This window comes from Pseudomonas sp. P4_B3 (assembly GCF_056402295.1).
In genome coordinates this window covers 122,585-137,006 of the sequence record NZ_JBFUHR010000007.1, presented here as the reverse complement: position 1 = coordinate 137,006, position 14,422 = coordinate 122,585, and the positions used below count along the sequence as shown (strand labels likewise).

The window sequence follows — 14,422 nt, the reverse complement described above, 5'->3', positions numbered from 1 at the left end:
CGAGGAAACGTACTGCCCATGAATGCCGCAAAACGTCTGGAAATTTTCCGCAGGCTGCACGAGGACAACCCGGAACCAAAGACCGAACTGGCCTATTCCTCACCGTTCGAATTGCTGATTGCCGTGATTCTCTCGGCGCAGTCGACCGATGTCGGCGTCAACAAGGCCACAGCCAAGCTGTTCCCGATCGCCAATACCCCGGCAGCGATCCATGCCCTGGGTGTCGAAGGACTGTCGGAGTACATCAAGACCATCGGCCTGTACAACAGCAAAGCGAAAAACGTGATCGAGACCTGCCGCTTGCTAGTCGAGCGCCACACCGGTGAAGTGCCACAAACGCGCGAAGAGCTTGAGGCGCTGCCCGGTGTCGGCCGCAAAACTGCGAATGTGGTACTCAATACGGCATTCCGTCAGCTGACCATGGCCGTCGACACGCATATTTTCCGGGTCAGCAACCGGACCGGCATTGCTCCTGGCAAGAATGTGGTGGAAGTCGAGAAAAAACTGATGAAATTCGTGCCCCGGGAGTACCTGCTCGACTCCCATCACTGGCTGATCCTTCACGGCCGCTATGTTTGCCTGGCTCGCAAGCCACGATGCGGAAGCTGCCGGATCGAGGACTTGTGCGAATACAAGCACAAAACCTCCGACGATTGAGGCGCTCTTGGGTTTTTTGATTTATCGATTGAAAAAATCTTTTTTACCCGCCGGGAGATTGTCGATATAAGGAGCGCCAAAGGCCTTCTTAGCCTGGAGTAACTAAATGAGTACTGGCAAAGAGCAATTGGACGTAGAAGACGACTTCACCACCGCCGACACCGATGACGCTGAGCCGGTGGTTGAAGTAGCGAAAACTAATCTGAGCAAACGCCGCACCATCGACAATCTGCTGGAGGAGCGCCGATTGCAAAAGCAATTGGCCGATTACGATTTTGACTTATGACACCTGAAAGCCTCCCGAAACGGAGGCTTTTTTTTAAGTGCCATACTCTCGCAGACGCCCCTTGTCGCACAGTTACGTCATCACACCAGACCATTGCGTTGTGCCAACTCGATCAAATCGACCAGAGACCTCGCATTCAGTTTGAGCAACAGGCGGGTCTTGTAAGTACTGACTGTTTTATTGCTGAGAAACATTCCATCGGCAATCTCTTTATTGGTCTTTCCTCGGGCCAACTGTTGCAGGACCATCATTTCCCGCCCCGACAATCGATCAACCATATCGGCCTCACTGGCGTTCCCCAAACTGCAACGCACGGTATGCAAGGCTTGATTAGGAAAGTAACTGTAGCCTGACAACACGGCCTTTATCGCACTGAGCAACTCCGTCAGGTCTTGTTGTTTGCAGACATAACCGGCCGCACCGGATTGCATGCAACGCATTGAAAAATGCCCCGGCGCCTGGGAAGTCAGGATCAGAACTTTCATCGGCATTGAGGTCGAAGACAAACGCGCGATGACTTCCAACCCGTCCAGCTTCGGAATCCCGATATCCAGAATGACAATATCCGGCATAAGTTCACGGGCTAGTTGCAGTGCATCCACACCATTATCGGTTTCTGCAATAACTTCGTAGCCATGACGTTCCATTAGCATACGTACCGCAAGACGAATGACGGGGTGATCATCCACGATCAGCACTTTATTCATGGGCAAGTCCAATTTTCGCTGTTCGAATTTTTAGAGCCCGCACAATAGCCTAGTCGTTTCACCCATGGCATGTCGTCCCTTCCGGCCACCCACACCAAGAGACATCCCCTACAAACAACACGGATTTCTCCTACAATAATCCCTCGAACGGAATGAGTTGAAAACTGTGTCAGCGTCAGTGTGTCGCACTTTCCAGCAGCTGCCTCTATCGATTTACGACCAAAATTTTCCGAGAGCCGGCCTGAACAGTCGCGCCCTGACAAACATAAGCCTCTACTCCTTCGTTAAAACGTAACTGATATTTTCGCACTCAACATTCACACCGGAAATATCACACACCAAGCATCCAATTACTCTTACAGCAAATAATATTTTTTGAGCAATCATTAAAGCACCACCAGCACTCAAAAAAATCGAAGAAAACACAACAACAACTACCACATCAAACCATTTTCATAAACCATTCAAGAAAAGACAATAGAGCATGAATATAGAACATGATAAAAAACGAATTAACAACCCGATGACAATTATCGCGATATTTGCAGCGCTCTCTGAAACTTCGGCAGCCGTTTCCCTACCCTTCCTTGACCAAGAGGAAAGAGAACTCTATGTCTGGTTTCTGATCAGCTTTCCGTTTTATTTACTTTTGCTTTTTTTCGCGACACTCAACTTCAACTACAAATCACTTTATGCGCCTTCCGACTTTGAAAAGGGCAAACACTTCATGAAGGTCATGGATGATGCCGGGCGGCCGGAAAAAAAAGCGTCCGGGAAGTCCTCTGGGAGTTCCGCTCTGGAAACGTCAACGAATGACCGGCAGTCAGCTCGGACGCCCTGCGGCGCACAGGACCCGCCAATGGAGATTGGCCTGCAAACCACCGTATTTGTTCAGCATCAACTTCAGTTACCGGAGTTTATAAAAGACCTGTACATCGTGGATGCACGCTGGATGAGCAAGGAGGTCGAGTTTGGAGCGCTGCTGGAAAAAATCCAGAGGCCACGGGAAAAGGAGGCGTACGTGATTCTGTTTGTCACTTGTGCCGTTTCGGAGGCTTTACTGAAAGCCAGTGCGCTTAAACATTCAAAGCAGACCAGGAAGCGCTGTGTCGCCTTTTATGTTGCCTACAATCTGGACTCGCACAGGTTGTCGGTCATTGATCAAGCCGGACAACCAGCAGACAACAACACGTAGAACAGGACAAACCATTGGCAGGAGAAAAACAGAAAATCATCAGCGAAAACGAAAACACCCGACAACGTAGTAACTGGCGTCACACCCCGTTTTCAGGTGCCTGACCTCGTCCTGGACGAGATCAGGCATCCATCACGATATCAAAGGTCTCAGAACAGCTTCCGGCCTTTGTTCGCTGCAATGCGCATGCGCAAGGCGTTGAGCTTGATGAAGCCCGCTGCATCCGCCTGGTTGTACGCGCCACCATCTTCTTCGAAGGTCGCGATATTGGCGTCAAACAGCGAGTCGTCGGACTTGCGGCCAGTGACGATCACATTGCCCTTGTACAGTTTCAGGCGCACAACGCCGTTCACGTTGACCTGGGACGCATCGATCATCTGTTGCAGCATCAGACGCTCAGGGCTCCACCAGTAGCCGGTGTAGATCAGGCTGGCGTACTTGGGCATCAGCTCGTCCTTGAGGTGAGCCACTTCGCGGTCCAGGGTGATCGATTCGATCGCACGGTGGGCACGCAGCATGATGGTGCCGCCCGGGGTTTCGTAGCAGCCACGGGACTTCATGCCCACGTAGCGGTTCTCGACGATGTCGAGACGGCCGATACCGTGTTCGCCACCGATACGGTTCAGGGTCGCCAGCACGGTGGCCGGAGTCATTTCGACGCCGTCCAGCGCGACGATGTCGCCGTTGCGGTAGGTCAGTTCCAGGTACTGCGGCTTGTCGGGTGCGTTTTCCGGGGAAACGGTCCAGCGCCACATGTCTTCTTCGTGCTCGGTCCAGGTGTCTTCCAGCACGCCGCCTTCATAGGAGATGTGCAGCAGGTTGGCATCCATCGAGTACGGGGATTTCTTCTTGCCGTGACGCTCGATCGGAATCGCGTGCTTCGCGGCGTAATCCATCAGCTTTTCACGGGACAGCAGGTCCCATTCGCGCCACGGAGCGATCACTTTCACGCCAGGCTTCAAGGCGTACGCGCCCAATTCGAAACGAACCTGGTCGTTGCCCTTGCCGGTGGCGCCGTGGGAAATGGCGTCAGCGCCGGTTTCGTTGGCGATTTCGATCAGGCGCTTGGCGATCAGCGGACGAGCGATGGAAGTACCCAGCAGGTACTCGCCTTCGTAAACGGTGTTGGCGCGGAACATCGGGAAAACGAAATCGCGCACGAACTCCTCGCGCAAGTCGTCGATGTAGATCTCTTTCACGCCCATGGCCTGAGCCTTGGCGCGTGCAGGTTCGACCTCTTCGCCCTGACCCAGGTCAGCGGTGAAGGTCACCACTTCACAGTTATAAGTATCCTGCAGCCACTTGAGGATCACCGAAGTGTCCAGGCCGCCGGAATACGCCAGAACGACCTTGTTTACGTCCGCCATGCCATCACTCCACGGGGTTCTACGGAAAGCCGGGAAGTCTACCGCTCATACAGAATAATTTACAGTGGCGCGACAGCTTATGACGACGAAGCGACAGATTCTGTCGAGGGCGCGACGATGACCGCCGGGTCAGGAAGTTGCCGAAGTGGCTGCTTTCGTCGCTTGCGGGGCGACTTGTTCCACAGGTGCTCCGCGCTCCAGGCGTACCGCTACCCGTCGGTTCTTCGCGCGGTTGGCGTTGTTGGTATTAGGCGCCAACGGATAACGCTCACCATGGAAACGCACGGTGATTTGCGACTCCTGGATGCCGTTGGCCTTGAAGAACTCCATCACTGCCAGGGCCCGGCGCCGCGACAAGTCGCGGTTGGTCAGACGGTTGCCACTGTTGTCGGAGTGACCGTCGAGCTCGATGCGATTGACCGTCGGATCGGCCTTCATGTACTCCAGCATCACCTGCAGCTTGGCCTTCGCGGCGCCGTCGAGCTCGATTCCGCCGCCGGGGAAGCCGATTTCGGATTGTTTCACCTGCTCAAAGTTCTGCGGCAACAGTTTGGCCACGCAGCTTTGGTAATCGGCAAACGCCTTGGTGAACCTGACCGGCAACAAGCGCACTTCCGACACCCGGCCATCCCCCGCGAAATGGCGAACCACCGGGCTGCGACCGTCCATCAGTCCGCTGATCAGGCGTCCGGCCTGAACCTGTGAACTGTTGAACACCACGTTGCCGCTGCCGATTCTCACCGTGCCCAGGTTGATATCGTTACGCCCCGGTTGCCACGGCGCGGCAGCGGCCAGCAGCGTCGCCGAGCCACCGCCAATCATCGGGTTGTAGGTTTTCAGACGAAACGTCGCCTGCTCACCGGCACGACGCACGAACTCGCCCGAACCGAAGTCGGTAATCGGCTGAGTCATGCGGCATTCGAACTTGTCACCCTCGACCGTCCACTCAATGCTCTCCAGACGGGTCTGGAAAGTGAGCGCCATCGCGGGAAGGCTGGCAAACACACTGAGCAAGGCTAAAAAACGCTGGCGCACGGGAGGCTCCACTGGCTTCTACAACAAAAAGACCGACACACACATGTTTACGGCATACCCGTTGGATATCGGAAGCTTCGCGCAAAACTTGATAGCGAGTGCCTGCAAGAGTCTTTTCCGGTAGCATTCCCTTGAGTTTGACCCGCCTGGAATCCCCTCATGTCCGACCGCCTGACCCTGCTGCGTCCCGACGACTGGCATATTCATCTTCGCGATGGTGCCGTATTGACCAATACCGTCGCGGATGTCGCGCGCACCTTTGGCCGCGCCATCATCATGCCCAACCTGGTTCCACCGGTGCGCAACGCGGCCGAAGCCGACGGCTATCGCCAGCGGATTCTCGCTGCCCGCCCGGCCGGCAGCCTGTTCGAGCCACTGATGGTCCTGTACCTGACCGACCGCACCCAGCCTGAAGAAATTCGCGAGGCCAAGGCCAGCGGATTCATTCACGCCGCCAAGCTGTACCCGGCCGGCGCGACCACCAACTCGGACTCTGGCGTCACCAGCATCGACAAGATTTTCCCCGCACTCGAGGCCATGGCCGAAGTCGGGATGCCGTTGCTGGTTCACGGTGAAGTCACCCGTGGTGATGTCGACGTGTTCGACCGCGAAAAAATCTTCATCGATGAACACATGCGCCGTGTGGTCGAGCGCTTCCCGACCCTCAAAGTGGTCTTCGAGCACATCACCACCGCGGACGCCGTGCAGTTCGTCAACTCGGCTTCGGCCAACGTCGGCGCGACCATCACGGCTCACCACCTGCTGTACAACCGTAACCACATGCTGGTGGGCGGGATCCGGCCGCACTTCTATTGCCTGCCGATCCTCAAGCGCAATACCCACCAGGAAGCCCTGCTCGACGCCGCCACCAGCGGCAGCGAGAAGTTCTTCCTCGGCACCGACTCGGCGCCCCACGCCCAGCACGCCAAGGAAGCGGCCTGCGGTTGCGCCGGTTGCTACACCGCCTATGCGGCAATCGAGATGTATGCCGAAGCCTTCGAACAGCGCAATGCGCTGGACAAGCTCGAGGCCTTCGCCAGCCTCAACGGCCCGCGCTTCTACGGCCTGCCGGCCAACACCGATCGCATCACCCTGGTCCGCGAAGAATGGACCACCCCGACCAGCCTGCCATTTGGCGAGCTGACCGTTATCCCGCTGCGCGCCGGTGAAAAACTGCGCTGGCGCCTGCTGGAGGAACACGCGTGAGTGAAGACCATTTCGACGACGAACTGGAAGGCAATGGCGGCGGAGGCGGCCCTCGTCATCCAATGGCGGCCAGGTTCCGTGGTTACCTGCCGGTTGTCGTCGACGTAGAAACCGGTGGCTTCAATTCGGCCACCGATGCCCTTCTGGAGATCGCCGCGACCACCATCGCCATGGATGAAAAGGGTTTTGTTTATCCGGATCACACCTACTTCTTCCGTGTCGAGCCGTTCGAAGGCGCGAACATCGAAGCGGCGGCCCTGGAGTTCACCGGGATCAAGCTCGATCACCCGCTGCGCATGGCCGTGAGTGAAGAGTCTGCCCTGAACGATATCTTCCGCGGCGTGCGCAAAGCCCTCAAGGCCAATGGTTGCAAACGGGCGATCCTGGTCGGGCATAACAGCAGCTTCGACCTGGGCTTCCTGAATGCAGCGGTTGCGCGCCTGGACATGAAGCGCAATCCGTTCCATCCGTTCTCCAGTTTCGATACCGCGACGCTCGCGGGCCTGGCCTACGGCCAAACCGTGCTGGCCAAGGCGTGCCAGGCTGCGGACATCGATTTCGATGGCCGCGAGGCTCACTCGGCCCGTTACGACACCGAGAAGACCGCTGAGCTGTTCTGCGGCATCGTCAATCGCTGGAAGCAAATGGGCGGTTGGGAAGATTTCGACGATTGATGTCGTCGGGTTTATCCCGCCCATAAAAAAACCGGCCTCGAAGGCCGGTTTTTTTGTACCTGCTTTTTATAGCTGGAGCGTGCGCCTTACAGAGCGGCAGCGTGCTCGGTCAGGTAAGCCGCAACGCCTTCTGGCGAAGCGTTCATGCCTTTATCGCCTTTTTTCCAGTTGGCAGGGCAGACTTCGCCGTGCTCTTCGTGGAATTGCAGAGCGTCGACCAGACGCAGCAGCTCTTCCATATTACGGCCCAGCGGCAGGTCGTTGATGATCTGCGAACGGACAACACCTTTATCGTCGATCAGGAACGCGCCACGGAAAGCCACGCCGTCAGCGGACTGAACGTCGTAGGCTTTCATGATTTCCTGCTTGATGTCGGCAGCCATGGTGTAGCGAACTTCGCCGATACCGCCATTGTTGACCGGGGTGTTGCGCCAGGCGTTGTGGGTGAAGTGCGAGTCGATCGACACAGCGACCACTTCAACGTTACGCGCCTTGAACTCGGACATGCGGTTGTCCAGAGCGATCAGTTCGGACGGGCAAACGAAGGTGAAGTCCAGTGGGTAGAAGAACACCAGGCCGTATTTGCCTTTGATCGCCGAGGACAGGGTGAAGCTGTCAACGATCTCGCCATTGCCGAGTACGGCCGGTACGGTGAAGTCAGGGGCTTGCTTGCCTACGAGTACGCTCATTGGATATCTCCTGGTGTAATAGCGTGAGAAACAGGGTTCGCATCAGCCTGCCACCCTGAGGCGACAGCCCTGTGACACGATCCCCGGTCGCAAAAGACCGGCCATCATACACCGCGTGTTTGAGCTGGCTTAGCTGTTTTTTCCCCGTACGATGAAATCCCCGACGGTTTTGAATCACCAATTTGTCAGGCAGACCGTTCGTCAGCCATACTCATTTATGACAAAAAGTGCTCTGAAACCACTTTGACAATCATTCTCGTTAACATTAAGATCCATCGCAATTGAGTCACAATCAGCGACGGACCTTCCTTATGTATGTTTGCCTCTGCACTGGCGTCACCGACGGTCAAATCCGCGATGCGATCTATGAAGGATGCTGCAGCTACAAGGAAGTCCGTGTGGCTACCGGCGTTGCCAGTCAATGCGGCAAATGTGCCTGCCTCGCCAAGGAAGTGGTCCGCGAGACCCTGACCAAACTGCAAACGGCCCAGGCTGCAATTCCCTTTCCAGCAGAATTTACCGCGGCTTAACTATCGAATATCAAAGAACCGGACATACGTCCGGTTTTTTTATGCCTCAAAATCAACTAGTTATGCTCTAGACGCGGAACACAAACATTCTTATTCAGATTAATTTTCATTTAAGTTTCAATAACTTAGGTTTGACACCCTTAAATACGCGGCTCAGACTCTGCCCTATTGACAGCTAATAAAGGGCAGGACCCCATCATGAAAGGCGACGTTACAGTCATCCAGCATCTCAACAAGATCCTCGCCAATGAGCTGGTCGCGATCAATCAATACTTCCTGCATGCGCGCATGTATGAAGATTGGGGCCTGAACAAGCTCGGCAAGCACGAGTACCACGAATCCATCGACGAGATGAAGCACGCGGACAAGCTGATCAAGCGGATCCTGTTCCTTGAAGGCCTGCCGAACGTCCAGGACCTGGGCAAGCTGCACATCGGCGAACACACCAAGGAAATGCTGGAGTGCGATCTGCGTATCGAACGCACCGGTCACGCTGATCTCAAGGTGGCTATCGCTCATTGCGAAACAGTCGGCGACTTCGGTAGCCGTGAGCTGCTTGAAGATATCCTCGAGTCCGAAGAAGAACATATCGACTGGCTGGAAACCCAGTTGGGCCTGATCGATAAAATCGGACTCGAGAACTATCTGCAATCGCAGATGGGCGAAGAGTAGGAGCTGCCGCAGGCTGCGATCCTGGGGATTGCAGCGGCAACTTTGCAGTAACTATCCAGACACAATAAAAAGCCCCGCACTCTTTCGAGTAGCGGGGCTTTTTATTTGCCGAAGATCAAAAGATCGTCCGAACGCGGCCCGAGCCTGCGGCAGCTCCTACAGGGGAGCCAAGCGAATCAGGCTTCGGTCTTTGGAACAGCTGCCTTGGCGGCGGCGTCCTTGATCAGGCTCTGCAGCGAACCGTCAGCAGCCATTTCAGTCATGATGTCGCTACCGCCGACCAGCTCACCGGCAACCCACAGTTGCGGGAAGGTTGGCCAGTTGGCGTATTTTGGCAGGTTGGCGCGGATTTCCGGGTTCTGCAGGATGTCCACGTACGCAAACTTTTCGCCACACGCCATCACGGCCTGCGCGGCTTTCGCGGAGAAGCCGCACTGCGGGGCATTCGGCGAGCCTTTCATGTAAAGCAGAATGGTGTTGTTGGCAATCTGCTCTTTAATCGTTTCGATGATATCCATGGAGCACCTCGGCTGAACTTTCCGACTCATGGGTCGGCACGGTGGCGCATTGTAACGGAAAGCCGAGCGCCCTGCTCGGTCTCTCCGTCAGACTGACTCAAGCTGCGGCCACGGTCACCGGTACGCCATTGAGCGCGGCATTTCCCGACAGTTCGTCAAGCCGGCATTCGTCGGTCAGGTCGTTGGCGCTTGAGCCCGGCTGACTGCTGGCAATCGACATTTGCACGCCCGGCCGCGTGTGACCCCAGCCGTGAGGGAGGCTGACCACGCCTTTCATCATGTCCAGACTGCCAAGCACTTCGACCTCAATTACCCCCACCCGCGAGCTGACCCGCACACGTTGCCCGTCACTGAGCCCGCGACTGGCCAGGTCGTCCGGATGCATCAGCAACTGGTGACGTGGTTTGCCCTTCACCAACCTATGATAGTTATGCATCCATGAGTTGTTGCTGCGTACATGCCGGCGGCCAATCATCAACAACTCGTCGGCGGCCGGCGCCTGCAAGGCTGCGAAGCGCGTCAGGTCAGCGAGAATCGCGGCCGGCGCGGCCTGGATGCGTTGATTGGCAGTCTTCAGGCGTGGTGCCAGGTTAGGCTTGAGAGCGCCCAGATCGACGCCATGGGGATGATCGAACAAAGTCGCCAGCGAGAGTTTGTGCTCTGACGTGTCGCCGTACATCCCCATGCGCAGACCGCGATCGATCATTTGTGCGGGGGCGATGGTGGGTTTCAACTCTTTGCCGGTCCTGGCGGCAAATGTCTTGGCCAGCCCGACGAAGATCTCCCAGTCGTGCAATGCACCTTCGGGCTTGGCGAGGATGGCGCGGTTGAAACGACTGACGTTGCGCACCGCAAACAGGTTGAACGTGGTGTCGTAATGGTCGTTTTCCAGCGCCGATGTGGACGGCAGGATCAGGTCGGCGTAACGCGTGGTTTCATTGATGTACAGGTCGATGCTGACCATGAACTCCAACCCGTCCAGCGCCTGCTCGAGCTTTCGGCCATTGGGCGTGGACAGCACCGGATTGCCAGCCACAGTGATCAACGCCCGGACTTGCCCCTCCCCTTCGATGAGCATCTCTTCGGCCAGCGCCGAGACAGGTAGTTCTCCGGCGTATTCCGGGCGCCCGGAAACCCGGCTCTGCCACAGATTGAAATGCCCGCCCGAAGTCGTCGCCACCAGATCCACCGCTGGCTCGGTGCACAAGGCACCACCCACGCGATCGAGATTGCCGGTGACCAGATTGATCAACTGCACCACCCAGTGGCACAGCGTACCGAAGGCCTGGGTCGAAACGCCCATGCGGCCATAGCAGACTGCACTCGGTGCCGCGGCGAAGTCCCGCGCCAACTGGCGGATCTGTTCGGCCGGTACGGCGCACAACGGACTCATGGCCTCGGCAGTGAACGGCGCGACGGCCTCGCGCACGTCCTCCAGGCCGTCCACCGGCAGATGGCTGTCGCGGGTCAGACCGTCAGCGAACAAGGTATTGAGCATGCCGAACAACAGCGCGGCATCACCACCCGGGCGCACAAACAGATGCTGATCGGCAATCGCCGCCGTCTCACTACGGCGCGGATCGACCACCACCACTTTGCCACCCCGGGCCTGTATCGCCTTCAAGCGTTTTTCCACATCTGGCACGGTCATGATGCTGCCGTTTGAAGCCAGCGGGTTGCCGCCCAGGATCAGCATGAAATCGGTGTGATCGATGTCCGGGATCGGCAGCAACAAACCGTGGCCGTACATCAAATGACTGGTCAGGTGATGGGGCAATTGATCGACCGACGTCGCGGAAAACCGGTTGCGGGTTTTCAGCAGGCCGAGGAAATAATTGCTGTGGGTCATCAGCCCGTAATTGTGCACGCTCGGATTGCCCTGATAGACCGCCACGGCGTTTTGCCCGTGACGCTCCTGAATGGCGGCGAGGCGTTCGGCGACCAGATTGAATGCCGCTTCCCACTCGATGGGCTGCCACTCATTGCCCACCCGCTGCATCGGCTGATGCAGGCGATCCGGATCGTTTTGAATGTCTTGCAACGCCACGGCCTTGGGGCAGATGTGCCCACGGCTGAACGTATCCTGGGGGTCGCCCTTGATCGATGTGATCTGGACGTTACCACCTTCGACCTCAGTGGTTTCGATGGTCAGGCCACAGATGGCTTCGCACAAATGGCACGCACGGTGATGGAGAGTCTTGGTCATGGCCAGTCACTGTCTTGTTATGGGCGGGCAACGATGGCCGCGGAAACAAAACTATGGCGCCAGACCCGCCGCCACGCCAGCGACGTGCGTCTTGTGAATCGAGGGTTATCAGGCCAGCCGATGGCCGCCGGAGTTCAGTTCGAAGGCAGCCTGGACAGCGCCTGCAAGTGGATTTCCTGAAGGGTTTCAATCGGCCCGTGGGGGCCCTGCACGCAGGTCAGTTCGCCGATCAGGCACCAGTGTTCGTCGAGCCCGGCGCTGATGAATGACAGGTCAGAAACCGACTGTCAGCGCACCATTGCCGCCCCGCCTGATTGCCAAGCCCCGAGGGGCCGGTGTACAAATGAGGCGCTGCTATCAGGAAACAGGCTTCAAAAGCGCTACCTCGGTGAACCCGTAGCACCTCTGAAACTCCCTAAAAACTGTAGCCCTATTGGTAAGACGCGACATTTAATTATAAGATCGCGCCTTCCCCTATTTCGTCGCCCCGTGCGGCTTACGCCGCAGGTCTCGCCCGTTGTTCCGTTAAACAAGGCTTTGAGCATCTGCGGTTTGTAGCAAAAGGTAGTCAATGATGAGCGCAAGGCACTTTCTCTCCCTGATGGATTGCACGCCCGAAGAGCTGGTCAGCGTGATCCGTCGAGGCGTTGAGCTCAAGGACCTGCGTAACCGCGGCGTACTGTTCGAGCCTCTGAAAAACCGCGTCCTGGGGATGATTTTCGAGAAATCCTCGACCCGCACCCGGATCTCCTTCGAGGCCGGCATGATCCAGCTCGGCGGCCAGGCGATCTTTCTGTCGCCACGTGACACCCAGTTGGGTCGTGGCGAGCCGATCGGCGACTGCGCCATCGTCATGTCGAGCATGCTCGACGCAGTGATGATCCGTACCTTTGCCCACAGCAACCTGACCGAATTCGCCGCCAACTCCCGCGTACCGGTAATCAACGGCCTGTCCGATGACCTGCATCCGTGCCAGTTGCTGGCCGACATGCAGACCTTCCTCGAACACCGCGGCTCCATCCAGGGCAAGACCGTGGCCTGGATCGGCGACGGCAACAATATGTGCAACAGTTATATAGAAGCGGCGATCCAGTTCGACTTCCAGTTGCGCGTGGCCTGCCCGGAAGGCTACGAGCCCAATCCTGAATTCGTGGCCAAAGCCGGCGATCGGGTCACCATCGTTCGCGACCCGAAAGAAGCCGTGCGCGGTGCACACCTGGTGAGCACCGACGTCTGGACCTCCATGGGTCAGGAAGAAGAAACCGCCAAGCGTCTTAAGCTGTTCGCACCGTACCAGGTCAACCGCGCCCTGCTTGACCTGGCCGCTGAAGACGTACTGTTCATGCATTGCCTGCCGGCGCACCGCGGCGAAGAAATCAGCGTCGATCTGCTCGACGACAAACGTTCGGTGGCCTGGGATCAGGCCGAAAACCGCCTGCACGCGCAAAAGGCCTTGCTCGAGTTTCTCGTCGAACCGGCGTACCACCACGCATGAGCCAGCCTTTACTGCTTAACCTGCGCAACCTCGCCTGCGGCTATCAGGACCAGCGTGTAGTACAGAACCTGAACCTGCACCTGAACGCTGGTGACATCGGTTGCCTGCTCGGCTCTTCGGGCTGCGGCAAGACCACCACACTACGGGCGATTGCCGGCTTTGAACCGATACATGAAGGCGAAATCCAGCTGGCGGGCGAAACCATCTCCAGCGCCGGCTTCACCCTTGCTCCGGAGAAACGTCGCATAGGCATGGTGTTCCAGGACTACGCGCTGTTTCCGCATTTGAGCGTGGCCGACAACATCGCCTTCGGCATTCGCAAGCATCCGCAAATGGATCGCGTTACCGAAGAACTGCTGGAACTGGTCAACCTGAAGAACCTCGGCAAGCGCTTCCCCCACGAACTTTCAGGTGGCCAGCAGCAACGTGTCGCCCTGGCCCGCGCACTGGCGCCGGATCCGCAATTGCTGTTGCTCGACGAGCCGTTCTCCAACCTCGATGGTGAATTGCGCCGCAAGCTCAGCCACGAAGTACGCGACATCCTCAAGGCCCGAGGCACCAGCGCGATTCTGGTGACTCACGACCAGGAAGAAGCCTTCGCAGTCAGTGACCACATTGGCGTGTTCAAGGAAGGTCGCCTGGAACAGTGGGATACGCCCTACAACCTGTATCACGAACCGCTGACACCCTTCGTGGCGAGTTTCATCGGCCAGGGCTATTTCATTCGCGGTCAGTTGAGCAGCCCGGAATCGGTGCAAACCGAGCTCGGCGAGTTGCGCGGCAACCGGGCCTACACCTGGCCGGTAGGCGGTGCGGTTGATGTGCTGCTGCGCCCGGACGATATCGTCTACGCGCCGGATAGCGCACTGAAGGCGCGAATCGCCGGCAAGACGTTCCTGGGTGCGTCGACCCTGTATCGCTTGCAGCTGCCGACAGGCGCACAGCTGGAATCGATCTTCCCGAGCCATGTCGATCGCCAGGTTGGGGCGGATGTGGGTATTCGTGTCGCGGCTGAACACCTGGTGCTGTTCCAGGCGTCCGGCAGCACGGCGGCGCAGATTCCTGCTGTTGAATCAGGTGTCCGGCGTTACAGCGCCGCTAGCTGATACACAAAAACCCTGTAGGAGCGAGCTTGCTCGCGAAAAACGTCTGGATAACGCGTTCCTTCCGGTTGCACGCGTTATC

The 14,422-nt window shown here is 57.4% G+C and carries 15 protein-coding genes; 9 read left to right on the top strand and 6 right to left on the bottom strand.

From position 1 onward, the window contains the following. The first annotated feature begins 18 nt into the window (after positions 1–18). On the top strand, positions 19–657 hold the full coding sequence (gene nth / locus AC1DWG_RS09440; protein WP_477752697.1) for an endonuclease III: 639 nt from the start codon (positions 19–21) through the stop codon (positions 655–657). A gap of 106 nt (positions 658–763) precedes the next feature. Then, the gene (locus AC1DWG_RS09435) at positions 764–943 is read left to right on the top strand and encodes a PA3496 family putative envelope integrity protein (protein WP_477752698.1); all 180 of its coding nucleotides are present in this window, start codon (positions 764–766) and stop codon (positions 941–943) included. 80 nt (positions 944–1,023) lie between these two features. Here the strand turns inward: AC1DWG_RS09435 and AC1DWG_RS09430 are convergent, their stop codons facing one another. Next, positions 1,024–1,650 (bottom strand): response regulator transcription factor, encoded by a 627-nt coding sequence (locus AC1DWG_RS09430; protein ID WP_008053528.1) that lies wholly within the window; start codon positions 1,648–1,650, stop codon positions 1,024–1,026. A 484-nt stretch (positions 1,651–2,134) separates the two neighbouring features. On the opposite strand from AC1DWG_RS09430, the gene AC1DWG_RS09425 reads away from it, so the two are divergent. Continuing rightward, positions 2,135–2,845 carry a hypothetical protein gene (locus tag AC1DWG_RS09425; protein WP_477752699.1) on the top strand — a complete coding sequence of 237 codons (711 nt, stop codon included), beginning with the start codon at positions 2,135–2,137 and terminating at the stop codon, positions 2,843–2,845. A 149-nt stretch (positions 2,846–2,994) separates the two neighbouring features. Here AC1DWG_RS09425 and AC1DWG_RS09420 read toward each other — a convergent pair whose 3' ends face one another. Continuing rightward, positions 2,995–4,212, bottom strand: a complete 1,218-nt coding sequence (locus tag AC1DWG_RS09420; protein ID WP_007972320.1) for an argininosuccinate synthase — start codon at positions 4,210–4,212, stop codon at positions 2,995–2,997. Between the two features lie 129 nt (positions 4,213–4,341). Continuing rightward, positions 4,342–5,247: a flagellar protein MotY gene (locus AC1DWG_RS09415; RefSeq protein WP_477762710.1), complete on the bottom strand. Its 906-nt coding sequence runs from the start codon at positions 5,245–5,247 to the stop codon at positions 4,342–4,344. A gap of 159 nt (positions 5,248–5,406) precedes the next feature. Here AC1DWG_RS09415 and pyrC point away from each other — a divergent pair, with 159 nt between their 5' ends. Further along, positions 5,407–6,453, top strand: coding sequence for a dihydroorotase (gene pyrC / locus AC1DWG_RS09410; protein ID WP_477752701.1), 1,047 nt, complete (start codon positions 5,407–5,409; stop codon positions 6,451–6,453). After that, entirely contained in the window at positions 6,450–7,127 is a 678-nt protein-coding gene (gene rnt, locus AC1DWG_RS09405) for a ribonuclease T (RefSeq protein ID WP_046043606.1), read from the top strand. Before pyrC ends, rnt begins: the two co-directional genes overlap by 4 nt. Positions 7,128–7,213: 86 nt before the next feature. On the opposite strand, the gene AC1DWG_RS09400 is transcribed toward rnt, so the two are convergent. Beyond that, on the bottom strand, positions 7,214–7,816 hold the full coding sequence (locus AC1DWG_RS09400; protein WP_007971324.1) for a peroxiredoxin: 603 nt from the start codon (positions 7,814–7,816) through the stop codon (positions 7,214–7,216). A gap of 311 nt (positions 7,817–8,127) precedes the next feature. Here AC1DWG_RS09400 and AC1DWG_RS09395 point away from each other — a divergent pair, with 311 nt between their 5' ends. Both AC1DWG_RS09395 and bfr read left to right on the top strand, forming a co-directional pair. Further along, positions 8,128–8,346 carry a bacterioferritin-associated ferredoxin gene (locus tag AC1DWG_RS09395; RefSeq protein ID WP_008053520.1) on the top strand — a complete coding sequence of 73 codons (219 nt, stop codon included), beginning with the start codon at positions 8,128–8,130 and terminating at the stop codon, positions 8,344–8,346. Between the two features lie 198 nt (positions 8,347–8,544). Then, the gene (bfr, locus tag AC1DWG_RS09390) at positions 8,545–9,018 is read left to right on the top strand and encodes a bacterioferritin (RefSeq protein WP_223548157.1); all 474 of its coding nucleotides are present in this window, start codon (positions 8,545–8,547) and stop codon (positions 9,016–9,018) included. Between the two features lie 176 nt (positions 9,019–9,194). On the opposite strand, the gene grxD is transcribed toward bfr, so the two are convergent. Continuing rightward, on the bottom strand, positions 9,195–9,536 hold the full coding sequence (gene grxD / locus AC1DWG_RS09385; protein WP_477762709.1) for a Grx4 family monothiol glutaredoxin: 342 nt from the start codon (positions 9,534–9,536) through the stop codon (positions 9,195–9,197). 97 nt (positions 9,537–9,633) lie between these two features. Then, complete coding sequence (locus AC1DWG_RS09380; RefSeq protein ID WP_477787687.1) at positions 9,634–11,742, bottom strand: molybdopterin oxidoreductase family protein; 2,109 nt, start codon at positions 11,740–11,742, stop codon at positions 9,634–9,636. 574 nt (positions 11,743–12,316) lie between these two features. Here AC1DWG_RS09380 and argF point away from each other — a divergent pair. After that, positions 12,317–13,237 (top strand): ornithine carbamoyltransferase, encoded by a 921-nt coding sequence (gene argF, locus AC1DWG_RS09375; RefSeq protein WP_218426903.1) that lies wholly within the window; start codon positions 12,317–12,319, stop codon positions 13,235–13,237. After that, entirely contained in the window at positions 13,234–14,343 is a 1,110-nt protein-coding gene (locus AC1DWG_RS09370) for an ABC transporter ATP-binding protein (protein ID WP_477760091.1), read from the top strand. The genes argF and AC1DWG_RS09370 overlap by 4 nt, the downstream gene beginning before the upstream one ends. Positions 14,344–14,422 lie beyond the last annotated feature (79 nt).

What these genes read in the sequence shown, in the direction of transcription:
- nth (WP_477752697.1), top strand. Translation starts at nt 19, where the DNA reads ATGAATGCCGCAAAACGTCTGGAAATTTTCCGCAGGCTGCACGAGGAC.
- AC1DWG_RS09435 (WP_477752698.1), top strand. Translation starts at nt 764, where the DNA reads ATGAGTACTGGCAAAGAGCAATTGGACGTAGAAGACGACTTCACCACC.
- AC1DWG_RS09430 (WP_008053528.1), bottom strand. Translation starts at nt 1,650, where the DNA reads ATGAATAAAGTGCTGATCGTGGATGATCACCCCGTCATTCGTCTTGCG.
- AC1DWG_RS09425 (WP_477752699.1), top strand. Translation starts at nt 2,135, where the DNA reads ATGAATATAGAACATGATAAAAAACGAATTAACAACCCGATGACAATT.
- AC1DWG_RS09420 (WP_007972320.1), bottom strand. Translation starts at nt 4,212, where the DNA reads ATGGCGGACGTAAACAAGGTCGTTCTGGCGTATTCCGGCGGCCTGGAC.
- pyrC (WP_477752701.1), top strand. Translation starts at nt 5,407, where the DNA reads ATGTCCGACCGCCTGACCCTGCTGCGTCCCGACGACTGGCATATTCAT.
- AC1DWG_RS09400 (WP_007971324.1), bottom strand. Translation starts at nt 7,816, where the DNA reads ATGAGCGTACTCGTAGGCAAGCAAGCCCCTGACTTCACCGTACCGGCC.
- AC1DWG_RS09395 (WP_008053520.1), top strand. Translation starts at nt 8,128, where the DNA reads ATGTATGTTTGCCTCTGCACTGGCGTCACCGACGGTCAAATCCGCGAT.
- bfr (WP_223548157.1), top strand. Translation starts at nt 8,545, where the DNA reads ATGAAAGGCGACGTTACAGTCATCCAGCATCTCAACAAGATCCTCGCC.
- grxD (WP_477762709.1), bottom strand. Translation starts at nt 9,536, where the DNA reads ATGGATATCATCGAAACGATTAAAGAGCAGATTGCCAACAACACCATT.
- AC1DWG_RS09380 (WP_477787687.1), bottom strand. Translation starts at nt 11,742, where the DNA reads ATGACCAAGACTCTCCATCACCGTGCGTGCCATTTGTGCGAAGCCATC.
- argF (WP_218426903.1), top strand. Translation starts at nt 12,317, where the DNA reads ATGAGCGCAAGGCACTTTCTCTCCCTGATGGATTGCACGCCCGAAGAG.
- AC1DWG_RS09370 (WP_477760091.1), top strand. Translation starts at nt 13,234, where the DNA reads ATGAGCCAGCCTTTACTGCTTAACCTGCGCAACCTCGCCTGCGGCTAT.